This window comes from Streptomyces sp. NPDC060064, from assembly GCF_042736455.1.
In the GTDB taxonomy this organism is placed as follows: Bacteria; Actinomycetota; Actinomycetes; order Streptomycetales; family Streptomycetaceae; genus Streptomyces.
Map to the genome: position 1 here is coordinate 1 of NZ_JBHWWF010000022.1, position 19822 is coordinate 19822.

The 19822-nt window shown below is 70.4% G+C and carries 18 protein-coding genes; 8 read left to right on the forward strand and 10 right to left on the reverse strand.

What is annotated here, in order from left to right; genetic code table 11:
- Positions 1-60 precede the first annotated feature (60 nt).
- The 3 genes from ACFWDI_RS24805 to ACFWDI_RS24815 are packed head-to-tail and all read right to left on the reverse strand — an operon-like array spanning position 61 to position 3106.
- Positions 61-654 (reverse strand): TetR/AcrR family transcriptional regulator, encoded by a 594-nt coding sequence (locus tag ACFWDI_RS24805; RefSeq protein ID WP_385306929.1) that lies wholly within the window; start codon positions 652-654, stop codon positions 61-63.
- A gap of 38 nt (positions 655-692) precedes the next feature.
- Positions 693-2345: an AMP-binding protein gene (locus ACFWDI_RS24810; RefSeq protein WP_385306930.1), complete on the reverse strand. Its 1653-nt coding sequence runs from the start codon at positions 2343-2345 to the stop codon at positions 693-695.
- Entirely contained in the window at positions 2342-3106 is a 765-nt protein-coding gene (locus ACFWDI_RS24815; RefSeq protein ID WP_385306932.1) for an SDR family oxidoreductase, read from the reverse strand. Before ACFWDI_RS24815 ends, ACFWDI_RS24810 begins: the two co-directional genes overlap by 4 nt.
- 200 nt (positions 3107-3306) lie before the next feature.
- On the opposite strand from ACFWDI_RS24815, the gene ACFWDI_RS24820 reads away from it, so the two are divergent.
- The gene (locus tag ACFWDI_RS24820) at positions 3307-4590 is read left to right on the forward strand and encodes an exo-beta-N-acetylmuramidase NamZ domain-containing protein (protein ID WP_385306934.1); all 1284 of its coding nucleotides are present in this window, start codon (positions 3307-3309) and stop codon (positions 4588-4590) included.
- Between the two features lie 145 nt (positions 4591-4735).
- On the forward strand, positions 4736-6040 hold the full coding sequence (locus ACFWDI_RS24825; RefSeq protein WP_385306935.1) for a serine-threonine protein kinase: 1305 nt from the start codon (positions 4736-4738) through the stop codon (positions 6038-6040).
- A 127-nt stretch (positions 6041-6167) separates the two neighbouring features.
- Here ACFWDI_RS24825 and ACFWDI_RS24830 read toward each other — a convergent pair whose 3' ends face one another.
- Positions 6168-8984 (reverse strand): penicillin acylase family protein, encoded by a 2817-nt coding sequence (locus ACFWDI_RS24830; protein WP_385306937.1) that lies wholly within the window; start codon positions 8982-8984, stop codon positions 6168-6170.
- Between the two features lie 206 nt (positions 8985-9190).
- On the opposite strand from ACFWDI_RS24830, the gene ACFWDI_RS24835 reads away from it, so the two are divergent.
- Positions 9191-9802 carry a hypothetical protein gene (locus ACFWDI_RS24835; protein ID WP_385306938.1) on the forward strand — a complete coding sequence of 204 codons (612 nt, stop codon included), beginning with the start codon at positions 9191-9193 and terminating at the stop codon, positions 9800-9802.
- A gap of 395 nt (positions 9803-10197) precedes the next feature.
- Positions 10198-11304, forward strand: a complete 1107-nt coding sequence (locus tag ACFWDI_RS24840) for an RNA ligase (ATP) (protein WP_385306939.1) — start codon at positions 10198-10200, stop codon at positions 11302-11304.
- A 117-nt stretch (positions 11305-11421) separates the two neighbouring features.
- Here the strand turns inward: ACFWDI_RS24840 and soxR are convergent, their stop codons facing one another.
- Entirely contained in the window at positions 11422-11901 is a 480-nt protein-coding gene (gene soxR / locus ACFWDI_RS24845; RefSeq protein ID WP_385306941.1) for a redox-sensitive transcriptional activator SoxR, read from the reverse strand.
- A gap of 122 nt (positions 11902-12023) precedes the next feature.
- On the opposite strand from soxR, the gene ACFWDI_RS24850 reads away from it, so the two are divergent.
- A complete protein-coding gene (locus ACFWDI_RS24850; RefSeq protein ID WP_385306943.1) occupies positions 12024-12485 on the forward strand; it encodes a MaoC family dehydratase in 462 nt (153 codons plus the stop codon).
- A 24-nt stretch (positions 12486-12509) separates the two neighbouring features.
- On the opposite strand, the gene ACFWDI_RS24855 is transcribed toward ACFWDI_RS24850, so the two are convergent.
- The 3 genes from ACFWDI_RS24855 to ACFWDI_RS24865 form a co-directional block, all read right to left on the reverse strand.
- Positions 12510-13133, reverse strand: coding sequence for a TetR/AcrR family transcriptional regulator (locus ACFWDI_RS24855; RefSeq protein WP_385306945.1), 624 nt, complete (start codon positions 13131-13133; stop codon positions 12510-12512).
- 70 nt (positions 13134-13203) lie between these two features.
- On the reverse strand, positions 13204-13491 hold the full coding sequence (locus ACFWDI_RS24860; protein ID WP_327322503.1) for a YiaA/YiaB family inner membrane protein: 288 nt from the start codon (positions 13489-13491) through the stop codon (positions 13204-13206).
- A gap of 113 nt (positions 13492-13604) precedes the next feature.
- Positions 13605-14756, reverse strand: a complete 1152-nt coding sequence (locus ACFWDI_RS24865; RefSeq protein WP_385306947.1) for an acyl-CoA dehydrogenase family protein — start codon at positions 14754-14756, stop codon at positions 13605-13607.
- 65 nt (positions 14757-14821) lie between these two features.
- Here ACFWDI_RS24865 and ACFWDI_RS24870 point away from each other — a divergent pair, with 65 nt between their 5' ends.
- The 3 genes from ACFWDI_RS24870 to ACFWDI_RS24880 all read left to right on the forward strand — a co-directional run bounded on the left by ACFWDI_RS24870 (position 14822) and on the right by ACFWDI_RS24880 (position 17261).
- Entirely contained in the window at positions 14822-15466 is a 645-nt protein-coding gene (locus ACFWDI_RS24870; RefSeq protein WP_385306948.1) for a TetR/AcrR family transcriptional regulator, read from the forward strand.
- A gap of 92 nt (positions 15467-15558) precedes the next feature.
- Entirely contained in the window at positions 15559-16254 is a 696-nt protein-coding gene (locus tag ACFWDI_RS24875; RefSeq protein WP_385306950.1) for an ArsR/SmtB family transcription factor, read from the forward strand.
- 32 nt (positions 16255-16286) lie between these two features.
- Positions 16287-17261, forward strand: a complete 975-nt coding sequence (locus ACFWDI_RS24880) for a DMT family transporter (protein ID WP_385306952.1) — start codon at positions 16287-16289, stop codon at positions 17259-17261.
- Here ACFWDI_RS24880 and ACFWDI_RS24885 read toward each other — a convergent pair.
- Both ACFWDI_RS24885 and ACFWDI_RS24890 read right to left on the reverse strand, forming a co-directional pair.
- A complete protein-coding gene (locus ACFWDI_RS24885) occupies positions 17224-18549 on the reverse strand; it encodes an MFS transporter (protein WP_385306954.1) in 1326 nt (441 codons plus the stop codon). The two genes, ACFWDI_RS24880 and ACFWDI_RS24885, sit on opposite strands and share 38 nt — an antisense overlap.
- Before the next feature lie 184 nt (positions 18550-18733).
- Complete coding sequence (locus ACFWDI_RS24890) at positions 18734-19813, reverse strand: Zn-dependent alcohol dehydrogenase (RefSeq protein WP_385306956.1); 1080 nt, start codon at positions 19811-19813, stop codon at positions 18734-18736.
- Between the last annotated feature and the right edge of the window lie 9 nt (positions 19814-19822).

The following is a 19822-nucleotide window of genomic DNA, read 5'->3' on the forward strand; positions in this document are numbered from 1 at the left end:
CTCCAGAGGAGCCCCGCCGGCGATTGAGGCGCGGGTCCGGGGCGGAGCCCCGGGTTTCGGCTACGGGCGCAGCGCGCGCAGCAGCATGTCCGCGAGGTGGTCGGCGACCTGCTGCGGAGTGAGCGGACCGTCCGGGCTGTACCAGGTGGACAGATGGTGGACCGAGCCGAAGTGGTAGTCCACCACCAGGTCGGCGGGGGTGGCCGAGGAGAACACCCCGCTCTGCTGACCCTCCTCGACCAGCGCGCGGAACCGCTCGTGGTAGCGGCGGCGCTCGGCGCGCACCTGCTTGTGCTTCTCCGGGCTCAGATGGTGCATGGACCGGAAGAAGATCGCCGCGTCGTCGAGGTTGTCGATCGTCGTCACGACCACATCGGCCGCGGCACCGCGCAGCCGCTGCTCCACCGGCTCGTCGGCGTCCGCGAAGGCGTCGAGCCGCTCCTGCTGGATCCGGAGCACCCGCGCATAGACCTCCTGGAGCAGGTCTTCCTTGGAGCCGAAGTAGTGGTAGAGCGCGCCCTTGGTGACGCCGGCCGCCTCGACGATCTCCTGCACGGAGGTGCGGTCGTAGCCGCGTTCGGCGAAGAGTCGGGTGGCGGCAGCAAGCAGCCTCTGCGGGACAGGGGTGCCGTCCCCGTCCGTCGTCCTGGCCATTGCCGCCACCCGCCTCTCACTCGGTACCACTGAGTAACTTACCTGGGGAAACGCAGTTCCCGCCGGAGGATCTTCCCACTTGTCGTTTTCGGCAGCTCCGGCAGGATCTCAACCACGCGCGGGTACTTGTACGCGGCCAGCCGCTCCGCGCAGTAGGCGGAGAGCTCGGCCGTTTCCGCACTGGCCCCCGGGCGCAGGCTGATGTAAGCCTTGACCGTTTCCCCACGGTAGTCGTCGGGGACGCCGATCACGGCCGCCTCGCGCACCGCCGGGTGGGTGTAGAGGACGTCCTCGACCTCACGCGGCCAGACCTTGAAGCCGGAGGCGTTGATCATGTCCTTCTTGCGGTCGACGACATAGAGCCAGCCGTCCGCGTCCATGAAGCCGATGTCTCCGGTGCGCAGCTCGCCGTCCGGGAACGTCTCGGCGGTGGCCTCCGGCAGCCTCCAGTAGCCGGGCACGACCTGGGGGCCGCTGACCGCGATCTCGCCCTGCTCGCCGAAGGGCACCTCCTGGCCCTTCTCGTCGATGATCCGCACGATGGTGTCCGGTCCCGGCAGGCCGACGGAGAGAGTGCCGGAGGCCGGGTCGACCGGGGCCTCCTTCTCCGGCGGCACGGAGGCGCAGGGTGCGGTGCACTCGGTGAGGCCGTAGCCGTTGCGGATGTACGGGCCGAAGCCGGCGCGGAACTTCTCGATCAGCGCGGGCGGTACCGGGGCCCCGCCCGAGGAGATCACCTGGAAGGAGTCGAAGTGCTCGCGGGTGGCAGTGGGTTGCGCGGCGAGCGCCATGAAGGCCGTGGAGGGGCCGACGGTGTAGGCGGGCCGGTGCTCGGCGAAGGCGTCGAGGACGACGCCCGCCTCGAAGCGATAGGCGAGAGCCAGGGTTCCGGCGTTGGCGATACAGGCGGCGAGCTCGCAGACCATGCCGGTGATGTGGAACAGGGGCGCGAGCGCGAAGTAACAGGAGCCCTCGGGCAGGGGGTGACCGGTGCGCTGGCGCTCGGCGTTGTGGGTGATGCCCCCGTGGAGGTTCATGGCGCCCTTGGGGGTGCCACTGGTGCCCGAGGTGTAGCTGATCAACGCCACGTCGGCGGCGGCGAGTTCACGGTCCACCGGGGCAGTGTGCCCGGCGCGGGCCACGCCCACCAGGTCGTGGGCGTCGTCCGCCTGCGGCAGCCGCTCGAAGCCGAGGACGCGGGCGTCGTTCCTGGTCTGCAGATCGAGTTCGCAGGCGGTGAGCGCGATACGTACGGACGAGGCGGCGGCGCTCTCGCGCAGATACGTCTCCCAGGCGCGGTCCGAGCAGATCAGCGCGGTGACCTCGGCGTCGCTCAGTACGTGCGACACCTCGGCCGACTTGTACATCGGGTTGAGCGGGACGACGGTGGCGCCGGCCTTCCATGCGCCCAGCAGCGCGATCACGAAGTGCGGCGTGTTCTGCAGCATGATCGCGACGCGGTCGCCGCGCTGGATGCCGCGCTCGGCGAGATGGCCCGCGACGGAGTCGGAGAGCGCGTCGGTCTCGCGGTAGCTGAGGCGTCCGTCGAAGTAGGCGAGGGCGGTGTGCTCGGGGGCCCGGTCGACGGCGGCACGGAAGGAGTGCACGACGGTCGCCGGCGGGGTGATGTCGGCGCGCTGGGCGTCAGTGAGCTGGGAGAGCCACGGCTTGGCGGCGTAGATCGAGGTCACCGCGCCGCCCCTTCCCACTTCTGCTGGATGTGGTTCATACCGTTGAGCCAGCGTTCGGGCGTGGCGGCGCGGGCCTGGTAGTACTCGGCGACCTCGGGGTGCGGCAGGATCAGGAAGCGGTCGGCCTCCATGCCCTCGAAGAGCGCGTCGGCGACGTCCTCGGGCTCGATCGCGGTCGGCGCGAGGACGAGCTCGCCCGCCGACCCGGCCGCCGTCAGCATGTCCGTACGCACGCCCTGGGGGCAGATCGCATGGACCTTGATGCCGCGGTGGCGGTAGGTGAGCGAGAGCCACTCGGCGAAGGCGTACGCGCCGTGCTTCGTGACGCTGTACGGGGCCGCGCCGACCATGGTGAGCAGCCCGGCGGCGGAGACGGTGGAGACGAAGCGGCCGCTGCCGCGCTCCAGCCAGTCGGGCAGCAGGATGCGGGCCGCGCGGACATGCGCCATGAGATTGACGTCCCAGGCAGCCGCCCAGACCTCTTCGTCGGCGAAGGCGTCGCCGGGCGACGCGAGGCCGGCGTTGGCGCAGTACACGTCCACGGTGCCGTCCAGCGCGTCGCGGGCCGCTTCCACGATCTCGGAGGCGTCGCCGGGTACCGCGGTCGCGCCGATCTCGTCGGCGATCGCCTTGGTCCTTGTGGCATCGAGGTCGTTGACCACGACGCGGGCGCCCTCCGCCGCGAACCGGCGGGCGAGTGCCGCGCCAATGCCGCCGCCCGCGCCTGTGACCACAACTCCAGCGCCCTGCACCGTACCCATCAAGCTCCGCCTCTCTGCGTGCCGACTACGACAACAGACTAACCAGTCGGTATGTAACGAGGGAAGGGGCCGGGCACAAGGGCGTGGCCACAGGACGGGAAAGGCCCGATGCGCGAACCTGGAGCCGGGGTCGTTCCCCGCGGCCGGTGCGCGCGCTAGCGTGCGTGGCCATGACAGACGGCGGTCACGGAGGTGGCGCGATGAGCCTGTCCAGACGAGGCTTGCTGGCTGCGGGCGGCGCGGTGGGCGCGCTGGCGGCGACATCCGGTTGTGCCGAGGCGCAGTCCGGAGCGACCGTCGAGCAGTCCGGTGCGTCGGTCGCGCGGTCCGGCCACGGCAGCCGGGTCCGTACCGGATTCGACCGGCTGGCCGCCGACGGTTACGCGCAGCTGTCCGGACAGCGGGTCGGGGTGGTCACCAACCCCACCGGGATCACCGAGGACGTGCGCCACATCGTGGATGTCATGCACGCCGACGAACGGGTGAACATCGTCGCCGTCTTCGGTCCCGAGCACGGCTTCCGCGGTACGGCGCAGGCGGGCGGTTCCGAGGGCCGCTACGACGACCCGGCGACCGGGCTGCCCGTCTACGACACATTCGGCAAGAGCGGGCAGCCGCTCGCCGACATCTTCACCACATCGGGCGCGCAGACGCTGGTCTTCGACATCCAGGACGCCGGCGCCCGTTTCTACACGTACATCTGGACGCTCTACGACTGCATGCAGGCGGCGGCGCTGGCGGGCAAGCGCTTCGTGGTGCTCGACCGGCCGAACCCGGTGACGGGCCGGGCCGCCCTCGGTCCCGTGCTCGACAAGGCCTTCGCGACCTTCGTGGGCCGCGAGCCGATCTCGCAGGCCCACGGCATGACCGTGACCGAGCTGGCGGGGCTGTTCAACGGTGAGTTCCTGGCAAAGCCGGTGGAGCTGGAGACGGTACGGATGTCGGGCTGGCGGCGCTCGGACTTCTTCGACGGGACGGGCCTGCCGTGGGTGCCGCCGAGCCCCAATATGCCGACGCCGGACACCGCGCTCGTCTACTCGGGGACCTGTCTCTTCGAGGGCACGAATCTGTCGGAGGGGCGCGGGACGACACGGCCGTTCGAGCTGCTGGGCGCGGAGGGCATCGACCGCAAGTGGGCGGAGGCCGCGAACGCGCTGGGGCTGCCCGGCGTCCGCTTCCGCGAGGCGTACTTCGCTCCGACGTTCTCCAAGTTCCAGGGCAAAACGATCGGCGGGGTCCAACTCCACGTCCACGACCGGAAGTCGTACGACCCGGTCCGCACAGGGATCGCGCTGCTGGTGACGGCCAAGCGGACCTGGAGCGGTTTCGCCTGGCGCCCGGACAACTGGATCGACAAACTGACGGGCTCGGCGAAGGTACGCACGATGATCGACGCGGGCGCCGGGACGGACGAGGTGGTCGGGGCGTGGCGGGGCGAGCTGGCCGCGTTCCGGGCGGTACGGAAGAGGTATCTGCGGTACTGACGGGGCCGGCCCCACCGTACGACCGGCTCCGACCGACCCTGACCGTCTTCGACCGACCGCGGCCGACATATGTAGCGGGTATGGCCGTCCCTCCCTTCCCGCAGGATGCTGTGTCATCAGGTGACAAAAACGGGGAGGGCCGGTCATGCCGGATATGAGTGTGGAGCCGTACCGGGACATCACCTTCGACAAGGACGGCGATGTCGATGCCCGGCAGCGCGACCGGCTGGCGGAGCTGGATGTCACCGATCTGGTGATGTTCGCGCACGGCTGGAACAACTCGCCATCCATTGCCGCCCAGTTGTACTCGGCCTTCTTCGCGCCGTTTCCGGGGCTGCTGGCGGCCTCTCCCGGTGTACGGCTCGGATACGCGGGTGTCGTGTGGCCGTCGATGAAGTTCACGGACGAGCCGGTCCCCGACTTCAGTCCGTCCGTCTTCGGCCCGCCGACGGAACCAGGGCTCGACAAGGCGACGCAGGACGCCCTGGTCGAGCTCTTCCCCGGACACCGGGCGACGGTGGAACGGCTGGCCCGGCTCCTCGACGAGCAGCCCGAGTCGGAGGCCGCGTTCGCGGAGTTCGGCGTACTGGCCCGGCAGTTGGCCGAAGTGCCGGCCGGCGGTCTCGAGTCCGGCTTCACGGACGATCTGCCGCAGGCGGAGCAGGGCCCGCCGGCTGTGCTGTACGAGGACGCGCTCACGATGTGCCGGAAGTTCACCCTGGCGCTGGAGGAGACCGGCGCCGTGACGGAGAAGCCTGCCGTTCAGTCCTTCTCGCTCGGCGGCGGACTGAAGAAGGCATGGAAGGGCGCGAAGGAGCTGCTGCGGCAGACGACGTACTACGCGATGAAGCGGCGCGCCGGCACGGTCGGCGAGCTGGGCCTCGGCCCGCTGCTCGGGCAGCTGGCCCGGTCCTCCCCCGAGGTACGCATCCATCTGGTCGGACACAGCCAGGGGGCTCGGCTGGTCTCCTTCGCGCTGCGCGGACTGCCCGACGGCGTACAGAACGTGAAATCGCTGACGCTCCTTCAGGGTGCCTTCTCGCACTATGCGTTCGCGCCGAGCCTGCCGCACTCGACGCACAGCGGCGGGGCTCTGCGCAGTATGGAGCACCGGGTCGACGGTCCTGTGGTCGCCTGCTATTCACGGCACGACATCGCGCTCGGGGTGATCTATCCGCTGGCGTCGAGCCTGGCCGGGGACGACGCGAGCGCGGTCGGGCTGGACAAGCGGTGGTGGGCGATGGGACACGACGGCATACAGGCCGTCGGGCAGACCTCGCGGCTGACGCTGGAGCAGGCGCTGCGCGACGGGATTCCGGGCTCGGGCTGCGTCAGTGTGGACACGGCGTCGGTGGTGCGGCGCGGCGGGCCGCCGGCCGGTGCGCACAGCGACATCTGCCATGAGGAGCTGGCGCGGGTGGTGGTTGCCGCCGGCCGCATCGGGCGCTGAGTCTCCTCAACGCCCGTGCGACACACGGTGGTTGCCTCGCCCGGTCGACGCCGGCCGACCGCCATCGGTGAGCGTCACGATGAGTGGTCACCGCTGAACGGTCACCTATGCGGTCACCGATGCGTGGTCACCGGTGTGATGGGAACTCCACGACCTGCTGATACGTCGGCCGGTTCTGCCAGTTGACCGCCGGGTGGGTGATGCCGCCCAGCGCACGGTGGATGATCGAGTCCGTGCACCACTGGTTGCCCGCACCGCAGCTGCCGTCGCCGGGGTAGACCTCGGTCGCGGGCTTGGCCGTGGCCTGCTTCAGCGTGGCGAGGAGTGCGTCACGGCAGACGGCGAGGTCACCGTTGCCGCAGTACGTCTTCGCCAGCGGGCCCTGGACCGGCTCGCCCAGTACCTGACGCAGATCCTTGTCGGCGAAGGCCCACCAGCCGTTCTGGAAGGCGGAGCCGCTGTGCGCGCCGGTCGCGCCGTGGCTGGCCGCCGGGGACTCGTCGATCGCGAGGTTCCCGGCCAGAGCCTGGTAGAGACCGTCGCCGAGCCCGGGTTTGAACTCGGCCTCGATCAGCAGCGCCCACCAGGCGTCCATGATGCGCACCGCGTCGGCATGGGTGTAGCTGTGCGAGCCGGGCGCGGTCTCCCTGCGCTGCGAGCCTGCCGCCCGCCAGGACTCCAACTTCTGGACAGCCGCGTCCAGTTGGGGATCGGTCACGGGCCGGGAGCGCAGCACCTTCAACAGCTCGGGCAGCAGCTGCTCGCCGCGCAGATCGGTGACGGCCGCGTCCGCCATCGCCCGGGTGAGCGCGGCGCGGGTCACTGCGCCGTCCGCGACGAGTTTCGCCACCCGGTCGTCGAGCAGATCGCCACGGTGCACGGCGCCGAAGCCGAAGGCCGCGGTGGCGTATCCCTTGGCCTGCCGGTTGTTCCAGGAGATGTAGTAGTCCTGGCCGATGGACTGGGGGTGCTGGGCGAAGGGCGTGTACGAGGCGGTGTTGACCGCCGGGTCGAAGCCCTGCCACTCGTACGGCTGCTCCGCCTTGACCGGCAGCGCCGGGTCGACGTCGGCCGCCCGCACCGGGTTCATTCCGCTGTTGAAATAGGCGGCGGCGCGCGAGTCGGCATAGAACCAGTTGAAGGCGTAGTCGATGTTGTGGGCGGCCTGCTGGAAGGACTTGGCGTCCGTCACGTACGACGGGTCGTTGAGCATCTGGAAGCCGATGATCGAGTCGGCCTCGTGGCGGTAGGTGGTGCGCAGCGAGGTGTACGCGACGGGCTTGCCGCCCACCGTGGCGCGGTGGGTGACCATGCCGTACTTGGTGCGCCAGACCTGCATCCGGTAGGAGCCGGCGGCGGTGGAGTCGGCCACCGTCGGCTTCCACGCGTTGCGGCGCTCCAGTTTCTCCATGGGAGTGCAGACGCCTCGGTAGAGGTAGTGGTCGGCATCCTTGCCCGGGGTGCCGCCGCCCGGTGCGCACAGCTCGATCGCATAGGTGTCGGTGATGTCCTGGGCGGCGGAGGTGGCGGACCAGGCGTAGTCCTGGCCGCGGCCCATCTGGACGTACATGCCGACGCCGGCGAAGGAGACCCCGCGAGCGGAGATGCCGGGGCCCTGGAGCTCCTGGAGCATCATCAGCTGTGGCGCGAAATAGCCGGTTTGCGGGCCGAAGACGGCGATCGGGTTGCCGCTCGCGGTGTTCCTGCCGGAGACGACGAGCGCGTTGGACATCCCGCGCCCACCGCCGATCGAGCCGGGCGCGATGACTCCGTCGTCGTACATGCCCTGTGCCGGCCTGAGGCTCTTCGGGACCCGCAGCGGGGACTTGGCATCGGTGCCCGCGGCGCCGGTTCTGTCATGGACAAGCTGCTCGGGGACGACGGATCCGGTGTCGGGCAGTGCGGTACCGCGCGGGTTCGCGGGCTTGTTGGCGTACGGGAAACTGGTGCCGTCGTGGACGGTGAGCACGGCCTCGGGGTCCTCGCGCTGCCGGAAGGACTCCCAGACCCTGGTGCCTTCCACCAGGCCGTACTTCTGCTGGGCGGCGAGCAGGGAGAGAGCTGCCTGCACCTCGCCGCCGCCTCCGCCGCCGAACTGGCCGCCGACCACCGAGGCGATGGAGATCAGGTCGGTGAGCTTGAAGGGCTGGATCTCACCGACGTTGGTGATCGAGTCGATATGGCCGGTCAGGACGTACTCGCCGGGGAAGTACCGTCCGTTCTTGGACTGCACCCGGTAGGCGTTGATGCCGTCGACGTACGCCTGGGCGTCGGCCATGGCCTGCTCGCCACGGGCGCCCTCGGTGGCGCGGATCCGCTCGATCTGCGCCTCGTAGTCGGCCTCGGTGTACGGGGCGGAGGGCCAGAACTGCTGCTCCAGGCCCTGGTTGGCGAGCGCAACGCCGGCGAACGGGGTGAGTTCGCCGCGGCCGATGTGCCGGAAGAGGTCCATCATCCACAGCCGGTCCTGGCCGGCGGCGAATCCGGCGCCGAACTCGGTGCCGTAGCGGGTGGTGCCCTTGATGTGCGGGACGCCGGTCTTCTTGTCGCGGGTGATCGTGACGTCGGGGCGGGGGGTGCTGACGGACTCGGCCTGGCCTGCGGGGACACCGAAGGAGGAGTCGTTGAAGAAGTCGGTGAGCTTGGCATCGGTGAGTCCGCCGTAGCCGCCCACCAGGGAGTCGTAGCGGCCGAGTTGGTCGGAGCTGTGGGCGGGGCGGGTACCGAAGACGCGGTGGGCGAGGATATCGGCGAGGGTGGCGTTGCCGTTCTCGCCGGGCGGCAGGATGTCGGCGCACTGGCTCTGGCAGCGGTCGCCGTCGGCGGATGCGGTGGGGGCCGCGGCTTCGGCCGCGGCCTGCGGCAGCGGGGCCGGCAGCCCCGCGGCGAGCGCGAACACCGCGGCAATGGTGGCAGTTCTGAGTCTTCCGGTGCGTCGTCGCATGGATGCTCCTCAGGGAGGCCGATGCGCCGGAGGTTACCGACGGTACGACTCGCGAGTAAGGTGAACATGCGTCACCTTTTCCGAATCGCCACAAGGCGAGGCGCCGTCCCGCTGATGGCCGCCATCGAATTTTCGATGGAGCCGGATCGGGTACTCGTACGTCCACTCTTTGACGCCGATGTACCAGCGACGGAGGTGGCAGTGCGATGGCCGGTTTCCGGAGTCTCGCGAGACAGGTGCGCGACCCACGGTGTGATCTGGCGCTTCGGCGCTATTCACTGCGCAAGTGCCTGGAGCGGTTTGCCCCTTATGGGCACCGGGCGACCTGGGATCATCTGTGCGGGAAGCACAGAATCGAGCCCGAGGACAGGGCTCCCGATCCGGCGCGGCTGGTGGCCGCGCTCGAGGAGTTGGAGGAGGCGCGGGCCGTCTGGCTCGCGTACGAGGAGAGTTTCGCCGACCGTCGGAAGCGCGAGAAGCACGACGGGCTGCGGCGGCCCGGATTCATCGACGACTGGCACCGCCGGACCTGGGGCGGGAACGGGGTCGCGCGCTGCGACATCCCGGCCGCCCATCCGGCGGCACCGCTCGGTGAGGTGCTGCGCCGGCTGATATCCGCGCTGGAGACCGATCCCGGTGCGGCCTGTCCGGTGTGCGAGGGAACGAACATCATTTGGCGACAGGACCTTGCCCATGAACCGTGGTTCGGGCCGGTCTGCGCGGGCTGCGGCATCGTCGTGCCGCAGCCCGTTCTGACGTCCGAGGCCGTGGCGGCGGCCAAGAGGGCCGGGCGCAGGGAACTGGCGTCGGTGGCATGAGGAACGCGGGGGCGCCACGGCGGCGTTGCGCCCCCGCGTTGCCGGCCCGGGGACGGTGCCGTTGTCAGTGGCGACCGGCACCATCGAGGGCGTGATCCAGGTCTGTCCCAACGGGCCCCGTTCGGCCGGTGACGGCGTCGCCGCGCCGCTGCCCCCGGGCGAGGGCCAAGTCCGCGGCCGAGGCTGTCGCGGCCGGCGCCGCCGCTGTGCGTGTGCACCCCAAAGCGCCGTGCCGGGGACGAGGCAGGCGCATCCCCTCTTCCCGCCGGACGGCCGACGTGCCGCGTCCGGTGCCCAACTGGTGTGCGCCGCCCCGGATGTCGCCGATATTGGGTGGCCCCCACCGACGGCAGCCCTCAGAGTGGTGACCGCAATCCGTAACCGAGGAGGCGCCGATGTCGACGCTGCGAGTCACCGCAGAACTGCTCACCGTCCACGAGCACCCGAACGCCGATGCGCTCGAACTGGCCCAGGTGGGTCTGTACCGCGCGGTCGTCGCCAAGGGCGCGTACCGCAGTGGCGACGCCGCCGTGTACATCCCCGAACAAGCCGTGCTGCCCGCGGAGTTGATCGAGGAACTGGGACTGACCGGGCGTCTTGCCGGCGGGGCGTCCAACCGGGTCAAGGCGGTGCGGCTGCGCGGCGAGCTGTCGCAGGGCATCGTGTGCCGGCCGCGGGCGCTCGCGGACCTCGATCTGGCGCAGGCGGCCGCCGACGGCACGGACTTCGCGGAACTGCTCTCGATCACCAAGTGGTCGCCGCCCATCCCGCCCACGATGGACGGGGAGGTGGAGCGGGCGCCGGAGCTGCTGCCGTGGGTCGACATCGAGAACATCCAGCGCTACCCGGAGATATTCGAGCCGGGCGAGCCTGTGGTGCTGACCGAGAAGCTGCACGGCTCGGCCTGCCTCCTGACGTACAGCGTGGCGGACGGCGAGCGAAGTGGGACGGAAGTCCCGCCGGCCGAAGGCGGGAGGGTCCAGGTGTCGTCGAAGGGCTTCGGCTCCAAGGGCCTGGCGCTCACAGAGGATCCGCGGAATCTGTACTGGCGCGCGGTGCTCGGCCATGACGCCCCCGCGGTCGCGGCGCGCCTCGCCGAGAAGCTGGGGGCCAGCCGGATCGGTCTCTTCGGCGAGGTGTACGGCGCCGGGGTGCAGGACCTCGCCTACGGTGCCAACGCACGCTCCGAGGCACTGGGTTACGCCGTCTTCGACGTATCGGCGGAGATCGACGGCCAGGTCCGCTGGCTGGACCCGGCCGAGCTGCTGGAGGGTGAACTGCCGCTCGTGCCACGGCTGTACGAGGGCCCGTACGACATCGAGAAGGTGCTGGAGCTGGCGAGCGGGCGGGAGACCGTGTCCGGGCGCGAGCTGCATCTGCGCGAGGGGGTCGTGATCCGTCCGGCCACCGAGCGCTACAGCCCGGTGGTGGGCGGCCGGGCGATCGCCAAGGCGGTCAGCCCCGCGTATCTGACGCGCAAGGGCGGCACGGAGTACGAGTAGGTCGGCCCTGCGCGGCCGAGGGGAAGAGGCGGGCCCGTCACGGGGGTGCGGGCCCACCGTCCCTCGGCCGTGCTCAATCGCCGGACGGGCTTGATTTTCAAGCCCGTCCGGCGATTGTCAGCAGCAGTCCTGCGCGGGCCGGCGGCGCTCCGGCAGCAGCCGCGAGCCGGTCATCCGCTCGCCGGAGATGTCGTCCGGGTTGGACAGCACACAGGTCTCCAGCGAGAGACAGCCGCAGCCGATGCAGTCGGTGAGATGGTCACGGAGCCGGCCGAGCTGCTTGATGCGCTCGTCGAGTTCGGTCCGCCAGGCCGCGGACAGCCGCGCCCAGTCCTCACGGTCGGGCGTGCGCTCCTCGGGCAGCTCGGCGAGCGCGTCCCGGATGGTGGCAAGCGGAATACCGACGCGCTGCGCGGCGCGCACGAATGCGACGCGGCGCAGGGCGTCCCTGCTGTAGCGGCGCTGGTTGCCGGTGGTCCTGCGGCTGCTGATCAGGCCCTTGGACTCGTAGAAGTGCAGGGCGGACACGGCCGCGCCACTGCGCGCGGACAGCTGGCCGACCGTGAGCTCGTGGATCTTCTCGGGAATCTGTGGCACTCCTCGAACCCTACTGGTCGAGGGTTCACGGTCGTCCGTTGACAGGAGTGCGTCTGCGCAACCATGCTGAGCAAGCGCTTAGACAGAAGCTTGTGAACGCTTGAGAGGCAGGGACCAGGGACATGGCCGAGCCGAGGATCTTCACCTCCGCCGATGAGCTGCGCGCCGGAGTCGGCGAGCAGCTGGGGCACAGCGAATGGCTGGAAATCGAGCAGAAGCGGATCGATCTCTTCGCCGACGCCACCGGGGACCACCAGTGGATCCATGTGGACCCGGAGCGGGCCGCGAGCGGCCCCTTCGGTACGACGATCGCGCACGGCTATCTCACACTGTCGCTGCTGCCGACCTTCGTACCGCAGATCCTGCGGGTCGAGGGCATGAAGATGGGCATCAACTACGGGGCCAACAAGGTCCGTTTCCCCTCCCCCGTGCCGGTGGGCTCGCGGCTGCGCGCGTCGGCGGTCCTGCAGAACGTCGAGGAGGCGGGCGGCGGTGTGCAGGTGACCGCCCTCGTCACGGTGGAGCGCGAGGGCGGCGACAAGCCTGTGTGCGTGGCCGAGTCGGTGTCCCGCTACTACTTCTGAGCGTCGGCCGAGGCCGCTGCTGAACTACTTCTGAGCGGCGACCATACGCAGGACGAGGTCGGCGTAGAGCGCGCCGACCTCGTCGGGCGTCCTGCTCCCCCGCACGTTGAACCAGCGCGCCACATCGATGCAGAGCGACAGCACGGCGACCGTGGTGCCGGGCACATCGGGGACGTCGAACTCCCCCGTCTCCACGCCGTCGCGCAGAATGCCCCGCACGACGGCGTCGCTGCGGCGCCGCAGCTCCACGATCTCGGTGCGGTGGTCGTCGGAGAGCGCGTCGATTTCGTACTGCACCACGTGCGCGGTGTCGTGCCGCCCGGCGTGCCAGCGTACGAAGGAGCGCACTGCGTCGGCGAGCCGCTCGGACGGTGTGCCGTCGCCGGCGGCCGCCGCCGAAAGGATCTCCAGCGCCTTGTCGTGCCCGATCCGGCTGATCCGGTGGAGCAGCTCTTCCTTGGTCTTGTAGTGGATGTAGAGCGCGGCCGGGCTCATCCCGGCGCGGCCGGCGATGTCCCGGGTCGTCGTCGCGTGGTAGCCGCGTTCGGCGAAGGCCTCGACGGCGGCGACGAGCAGCTTTCTGGCCGCCTCGGGCGTAACCTCGCCCCACGGCATGTCCTCGTCGGCCGTGTCCTGCGCCGTACTCATCCACTCGCCCCTTCCGTTCACCAGAACGAACACCATACCCCGCCGGTGAGCAAGCGCTTAGGACTTCTGGTCAGAGCTTCTGGAAGGGGTCGTGCTCGGCGAGCATCTTCTCCAGCCGTGCCTGGTCGACGCGGCTGACGATCTGCCCGGCCTCCTGACGGTCCCTGATCACCTTGGCCAGGGTGAACGCCGAAGTCGTGAGGTAGAGGACGGCGATGGCGAGGAAGCCGCGTACCCAGGCGTCCGCGTCGAGATAGAGGATGCCGAGGCCGACTGCCGCCAGGGCGACGGCGAAGGAGGCGACGGCCTGTCCGTAGAAAGCCGCCGTGTTCTGCTGCTTGACCGGTGTTTCACTCATGCCGGTCAGCATCGGCCGGTGTGGCCGGTGCGGCATCCGCTCCCGTACTCACCCGCGTACTCAGAAGCCCGGAAACCACAAGCCCACAACACAGAGGCCGGGGAACCGCCGGCTCAGAACGCGGAGACTCCGGTGAGCGCGCGACCGATGATCAGCTTCTGGATCTGACTGGTGCCTTCATAGAGGGTCATCACCCGGGCGTCGCGCAGCAGTTTGCCGACCGGGTACTCGTCGATGTACCCGTAGCCGCCGAAGACCTGCAGAGCGTTGTTGGCGCATCGCACGGCGGCCTCGGAGGCGAAGAGCTTGGCCTGGGACGCGGCGGTGGCGAACTCCTCGCCGCGGTCGACGAGGTCGGCGACCCGCCAGGTCAGCAGCCGGGCCGCGTCCACGTCCACCGAGATGTCGCTGATCAGCTCCTGGACCAGCTGGTACGAGGCGATGGACCTGCCGAACTGCTCGCGCTCGCCCGCATAGCCGACGGCCGCGTCGAGGGCGGCCTGCGCGATGCCCACGCAGCCCGCCGCGACCGACATCCGGCCCTTGGCGAGCGCGGACATGGCGATGGAGAAGCCCTTGCCCTCGGGGCCGAGCAGGGTGGCGGCGGGGACACGGACGTCCTCGAGAACCAGCTCGGCGGTGGCCTGGCCGCGCAGGCCGAGCTTTCCGTGGATGGTGCGACGGCTCAGCCCGGGGGTGTCGGCCGGCACCAGAAAGGCGGAGACTCCCTTGTGGCCGGGCGTGTCGTTGGTACGGGCGAAGAGGAGCACCACATCGGCCCAGGTGCCGTTGGTGATGAACATCTTGGAGCCGTTGATGACATAGTCGTCGCCGTCGCGCACGGCCCTGGTGGTCAGATTTCCCGCGTCGGAGCCGGTGTCCGGCTCGGTGAGCCCGAAGCAGCCGATCGACTCGCCGGCGGTGAGCCGGGGCAGCCACTCGCGCTTCTGCGACTCGTCTCCCCAGGCGGCGATCGTCTTGGTGACCAGGCCGAGGGATACGGAGACGATGCCGCGCACCGAGGAATCGCCTCGCCCGAGCTCCTCCGTGACCAGGCAGTACGCCAGGTGGTCACCGCCGGAGCCGCCGTACCGCTCATCGATGGTGAGCCCGAGGAAGCCCAGCGCGCCCAGCTTCTTCACGATCGACTTGTCGACGTTCTCGGCGCGGTCCCATACGACGACATGCGGGGTGATCTCACGGTCGACGAAGTCCTTGGCCAGCTGCCGGACGGCTGCCTGCTCCTCGCTGAGCTCCAGGTCCATATGCGACCACCCCACTTTTAACTATCACTGCTAGTTTCCTGTTGGCAGGCCCTACTATGTGCCGCATGGCCCGACCGCGCAAGCCCCTCCTCAGCAGAGAACGCATCGTCGAAACGGCGAGCGCACTCGTGGACGCGGAGGGTCTGGACGCCGTCTCCACCCGACGGCTCGCCGCCGAGCTGGGCGTCAGCGGGCCCTCCCTGTACAACCACTTCCGCAATAAGGACGAGATCCTCGAAGCGGTCGCCGACGCGGTCAGCGCCCAGGTCGATCTGTCGATGTTCGAGGAGGGCGACGGCCGCGACTGGCGCACCGCGCTCCACGACTGGGCCGTCTCCTACCGCGCCGCCCTGACCGCCCACCCCAACACGGTCCCTGTCCTCGCCCGCGGCCCCGGCCGCCGCCCGGCCGGTCTGCGGGTGGCCGACGCCGTCTTCGGCGCGATGGTCCGCGCCGGCTGGCCCCCGGCCCAGGCGACTCATATCGGCGCCCTGATGCGGTACTTCATCACCGGCTCGGCGCTCGGCTCCTTCGCCCGCGGATTCGTCGACGACGAGACGGCGTACGACCCGGCCGACTATCCGCATCTCGGCCAGGCCCATCTGCTCGCCGACCGACAGCAGAAGGTGGACGAAGGCGCGTTCGAGACAGGGCTGCGGGCGCTCATCGACGGCCTCGCCGTCCAGTACACGGCCCTGGTGCGCGCATAGCGGGCGGCGCGCCCCGGTCCAGGCGCCCCCCATACCGGATGCACCGGGACAGTTCGGCCGCTGCCGAAGGAGGAATGGCCGATCCTGGAGTCATGCAATCCGGAGACCTGGCCGCACTCGCCGCGCTGCTCGCCGATGAGACCCGCGCCTCCTTCTGTCTTGTACTGCTCGACGGGCGGGCCTGGACCGCCGGCGAGCTCGCACGGCATGCGGGAGTCGCGGCGTCGACCGCCAGTGAGCATCTCGGCAAGCTCGTCACGGGCGGGCTGCTCGCCGAGGAGCGGCAGGGCCGGCACCGGTATGTGCGCCTTGCCGACGAACGCGTCGCGCATCTCGTCGAGGAGCTCGCCTCGTATGCCGCGCCGGCAGCCGATCCGGCACCGCGGTCACTGCGGGTGGCCAGTGCGCGCAGCGCCATGGCGCGCGGGCGGACCTGCTACGACCATCTCGCCGGGCGGCTCGGAATCGCGATCACGCAGGCCATGACCGTACGCGGGCTGCTGCGCCAGGACACCGGGTTCGCGCTGACCGATCAAGGGGCGGCCTGGTTCGGGGAGTTGGGCATCGAGCTGCAGCGGCGGGGGCGACGTCCGCTCGTACGAGGATGCCTGGACTGGACCGAGCGCAAACCGCATCTCGCGGGGATCGCCGGGGCGGAGCTGTGCCGGCACGCGCTGGATGCGGGCTGGTGTGTACGGATCGGGTCCGAGCGTGCGGTGAAGGTGACCGCGGACGGCGAGCTGGCGCTGGGCGAACTGCTCGGCATCGAGCCGGAGATATTGCGGTGAGCGCCGAAGGGTCGGGGACGTACGGTCGCCCCATGACGAACCCCGCGCACCCCGCCCCCCGCCCGCAGTGGCCCGCGCTGGCCGCGGCCGGCGTCACCGTCCTGCTGTGGGCCTCGGCCTTTGTGTCGATCCGCAGCGCAGGCGGGGCGTACTCTCCCGGCGCACTCGCCCTCGGACGGCTGCTCGCCGGGTCCCTCGTACTCGGCGTCTTTCTGCTGATACGGCGCGAGGGGCTGCCGCCGCGCGCCGCCTGGCCCGGGATCGCCGTCTCGGGGCTGCTCTGGTTCGGCGTCTACATGGTGGTGCTCAACTGGGGTGAGCAGGAGGTCGACGCGGGTACGGCCGCGATGGTGGTGAACATCGGGCCGATCCTCATCGCGCTGCTCGGCGCACGGCTGCTGGGCGAGGCGCTGCCGCCGCGGCTGCTGGCCGGGATGGCGGTGTCGTTCGCGGGAGCGGTGACCGTGGGGCTCTCGATGTCGGGCGAGGGCAGCGCCTCGACGCTGGGTGTGCTGCTGTGTCTGCTGGCTGCGGTGGGGTACGCGGCCGGGGTGGTCGGGCAGAAGCCGGCGCTGGCCCGTGCGAGCGCACTGCAGGTGACGACGTTCGGCTGTCTGGTCGGGGCGGTGGCCTGTCTGCCGTTCGTCGGGCAGCTGGTCGACGAGGCGAGCCGGGCGCCCCTGTCGGCAACGCTCAACATGGTCTACCTCGGCGTGTTCCCGACCGCGCTGGCTTTTACGACGTGGGCCTACGCCCTGGCACGTACGACGGCGGGACGGATGGGCGCGACGACGTACGCCGTCCCCGCACTGGTCGTCCTGATGTCCTGGCTGGCGCTGGACGAGGTGCCGGCCGGGCTGACGCTGGCAGGGGGCGCGCTGTGCCTGGCCGGTGTGGCGGTCTCCCGCTCCCGCGGCCGGGCGCGGAAGCCGGCGGCGGGAGGGGGAGAGGACGGGAAGGAGGGTCGGCTCAGTCCCGGGCGGCGGCCCGTGAAGCCAGGATCTTGATCGAGACGAGGGCGATCACCGCGAGGCCGATGATGTAGCCGGCGACGGCCATCGAGGTGCCGGTCGCCTCCAGCAGCAGGACCATCATGAACGGGGCCAGGCCGCCGCCGAAGACCGCGGCGATCTGGTAGCCGAGCGAGGCTCCGGTGTAGCGCATCTCGGCGGTGAACAGTTCGGCGAACAGCGCCGCCTGCGGCCCGTACATGATGCTGAGGAAACAGCTGGTGACAAAGGTGCCGACGCCCAGCCAGAGCAGCGACTTGGTGTCGATCAGCAGGAACATCGGGATCGCCCAGACCAGCAGGCCGACCGCGCCCGCGGCGTAGATGCGCAGCCGTCCGATGCGGTCGGAGAGGGCTGCGGCCGCGGGGATCAGCGCCAGCTGGGTGAGGCTGACGCAGAGCGAGACGGTGAGCACGGCGCTGCGCTTCATCTCGAGTTCGCGGGTCGCGTAGTCGAGCACGCCGGTGATGATGATGTAGAAGGTCGCGGTGTTGACCGCGAAGGAACCACCGGCCAGGAAGACCGTGCCGAGGTGCTTGCGCAGGATCGTACGGAGCGGTGAGCGGGACTCGTTCTTCTCCTGTGCGGCCAGGGCCTGTTCGGCCTCGCGGAATGCGGGCGTCTCCTCGACCCGGGTGTGGATGAACCAGGCGAGGGCGAGGACGAGGAAGCCGACGAAGAACGGGACCCGCCATCCCCAGGCGGCGAAGGTCGAGTCACTGGTGACGGCACCGGCGACCAGGAAGACCGTGTTGGCGGTCACCACCCCGATGGGGACGCCGAGTTGGACCAGGCTGCCGTACAGCCCGCGCTTGCCCTCGGGGGCGTACTCGGTGGCCATCAGCATCGCGCCGCCCCACTGGGCGCCTACCGCGATGCCCTGGACCACGCGGAGCAGCACGAGCAGCACAGGCGCTGCGATGCCGATCGTCTCGTACGTCGGGAGGAGGCCGATTCCGGTGGTGGCGACGCCCATCAGGGTCAGCGCGAGGACGAGCATCGGCTTGCGGCCGTGCTTGTCGCCGAGCTGGCCCGCGATGATCCCGCCGACGGGCCGGGCGAGGAAGCCGACCGCGAAGGTGGCGAAGGCGGCGAGCACGCCGGCCGAGGAGCTGCCGGAGGGGAAGTAGAGGTCGCCGAGGACGAGAGCCGCGGCGATACCGAAGACGAAGTAGTCGTACCACTCGACGGCGGAGGCGAGGGCGGCGGCGGTGGCCACCCTGCGTCGGTTCGGGTCGGCGGGGGCCGGCGTCGTGGCGCCGGTGAGCTGTGCGGCCGTGTCCATGCTGTGCACACTCCGATGGGTGCGGGGACGAGGAGTGCGGGGAACGTACCGACCGGGTGGTATGGAGGTCAACGGTTCGCGCACCAGGAGTTTTTACTTGATCATGACCCGTGAGCGAGGGGTGAAAGGGCAGCACCGACACCCCGGCCGCGCACGGGCGGCCGGGGTGCTGCGGGAGCGGGATCTAGAAGACGACCAGGGCTCGTCCCCCCTTGCCCGCGAGCATGTTGTCGAAGGCGGCGGGGATGCCGTCGAGCGCGATCCGCTCGGTGACCATGGAGCTCAGGTCGAGGCGTCCGGCGCGGATGTGTGCGGCGAGGACGGGCAGGTCACGGGCCGGATCGCTGTTGCCGTAGACACAGCCGGAGAGCGTACGGCCCCAGTGGAAGATCTCCAGTGCGTTAAAGCTGACCTGCTGGTCCTTGCCTCCGATGCCGACCACCGTGGTGCGGCCGCCGCGGCGGGTGGAGTCCCAGGCGGTGCGGATGGTGGCGGCCCGGCCGACGCACTCGATGGCGACGTCAGCGCCCTGGCCGCCGGTGAGCTTACGGATCTCCTTGGCGGTGGTGTCGGAGGCGATGACGTAGTCGGTGGCGCCCGCCCCGCGGGCGAGTGACTCCTTCTCCGGGGAGACATCGACGGCGATGATCGTCGCCGCGCCGGCGATACGGGCGGACTGGAGGGTGGCGAGGCCGACGCCGCCGACACCGAAGACCGCCACCGACTCTCCCTGACGGACTCGGGCGGAGTGATGGACGGCGCCGTAGCCGGTGAGGACCGCGCAGCCGAGCAGGGCGGCATCGGCGAGCGGAACGCCGTCCGGGACCGGCAGAACACAGTTCGCGGCGACGACGGTCTCCTCGGCGAAGGCCGCGACGTTCAGGCCGGGGTGGAGTTCGGTGCCGTCGGCGGTACGGGCGTAGACGCTTGCGGCGCCGGTGAGCGCGTTGGCGCACAGCCACACCTCGCCGATCCCGCAGTGGTGGCAACTCCCGCACGACGGCGCCCAGTTGAGGACGACACCGTCGCCGGGGGCGACATGGGTGACACCTTCTCCGACGGAGACGACCGTGCCGGCGCCCTCATGCCCGAGGACGGCCGGGACGGGGACGCGCATGGTGCCGTTGGACAGGGACAGATCGGAGTGGCAGACCCCGGCGGCGGCGAGGCGGACCCTCACCCTGCCGGGGCCCGGCTCGGGCAGTTCGATGTCGGTGATCTCCAGCGGAGAGCCGACGGCGGGCAGTACGGCGGCGCGGACCATGATGCGTGA

Excerpts from the sequence above, each read along its gene's own strand:
- ACFWDI_RS24850 (WP_385306943.1), top strand. The coding sequence starts at position 12,024 with ATGGCCGAGCCGAGGATCTTCACCTCCGCCGATGAGCTGCGCGCCGGA.
- ACFWDI_RS24870 (WP_385306948.1), top strand. The coding sequence starts at position 14,822 with ATGGCCCGACCGCGCAAGCCCCTCCTCAGCAGAGAACGCATCGTCGAA.
- ACFWDI_RS24865 (WP_385306947.1), bottom strand. The coding sequence starts at position 14,756 with ATGGACCTGGAGCTCAGCGAGGAGCAGGCAGCCGTCCGGCAGCTGGCC.
- ACFWDI_RS24825 (WP_385306935.1), top strand. The coding sequence starts at position 4,736 with ATGCCGGATATGAGTGTGGAGCCGTACCGGGACATCACCTTCGACAAG.
- ACFWDI_RS24875 (WP_385306950.1), top strand. The coding sequence starts at position 15,559 with ATGCAATCCGGAGACCTGGCCGCACTCGCCGCGCTGCTCGCCGATGAG.
- ACFWDI_RS24835 (WP_385306938.1), top strand. The coding sequence starts at position 9,191 with ATGGCCGGTTTCCGGAGTCTCGCGAGACAGGTGCGCGACCCACGGTGT.
- ACFWDI_RS24885 (WP_385306954.1), bottom strand. The coding sequence starts at position 18,549 with ATGGACACGGCCGCACAGCTCACCGGCGCCACGACGCCGGCCCCCGCC.
- ACFWDI_RS24855 (WP_385306945.1), bottom strand. The coding sequence starts at position 13,133 with ATGAGTACGGCGCAGGACACGGCCGACGAGGACATGCCGTGGGGCGAG.
- ACFWDI_RS24860 (WP_327322503.1), bottom strand. The coding sequence starts at position 13,491 with ATGAGTGAAACACCGGTCAAGCAGCAGAACACGGCGGCTTTCTACGGA.
- ACFWDI_RS24890 (WP_385306956.1), bottom strand. The coding sequence starts at position 19,813 with ATGGTCCGCGCCGCCGTACTGCCCGCCGTCGGCTCTCCGCTGGAGATC.
- ACFWDI_RS24805 (WP_385306929.1), bottom strand. The coding sequence starts at position 654 with ATGGCCAGGACGACGGACGGGGACGGCACCCCTGTCCCGCAGAGGCTG.
- ACFWDI_RS24815 (WP_385306932.1), bottom strand. The coding sequence starts at position 3,106 with ATGGGTACGGTGCAGGGCGCTGGAGTTGTGGTCACAGGCGCGGGCGGC.
- ACFWDI_RS24820 (WP_385306934.1), top strand. The coding sequence starts at position 3,307 with ATGAGCCTGTCCAGACGAGGCTTGCTGGCTGCGGGCGGCGCGGTGGGC.
- ACFWDI_RS24880 (WP_385306952.1), top strand. The coding sequence starts at position 16,287 with ATGACGAACCCCGCGCACCCCGCCCCCCGCCCGCAGTGGCCCGCGCTG.
- ACFWDI_RS24830 (WP_385306937.1), bottom strand. The coding sequence starts at position 8,984 with ATGCGACGACGCACCGGAAGACTCAGAACTGCCACCATTGCCGCGGTG.
- ACFWDI_RS24840 (WP_385306939.1), top strand. The coding sequence starts at position 10,198 with ATGTCGACGCTGCGAGTCACCGCAGAACTGCTCACCGTCCACGAGCAC.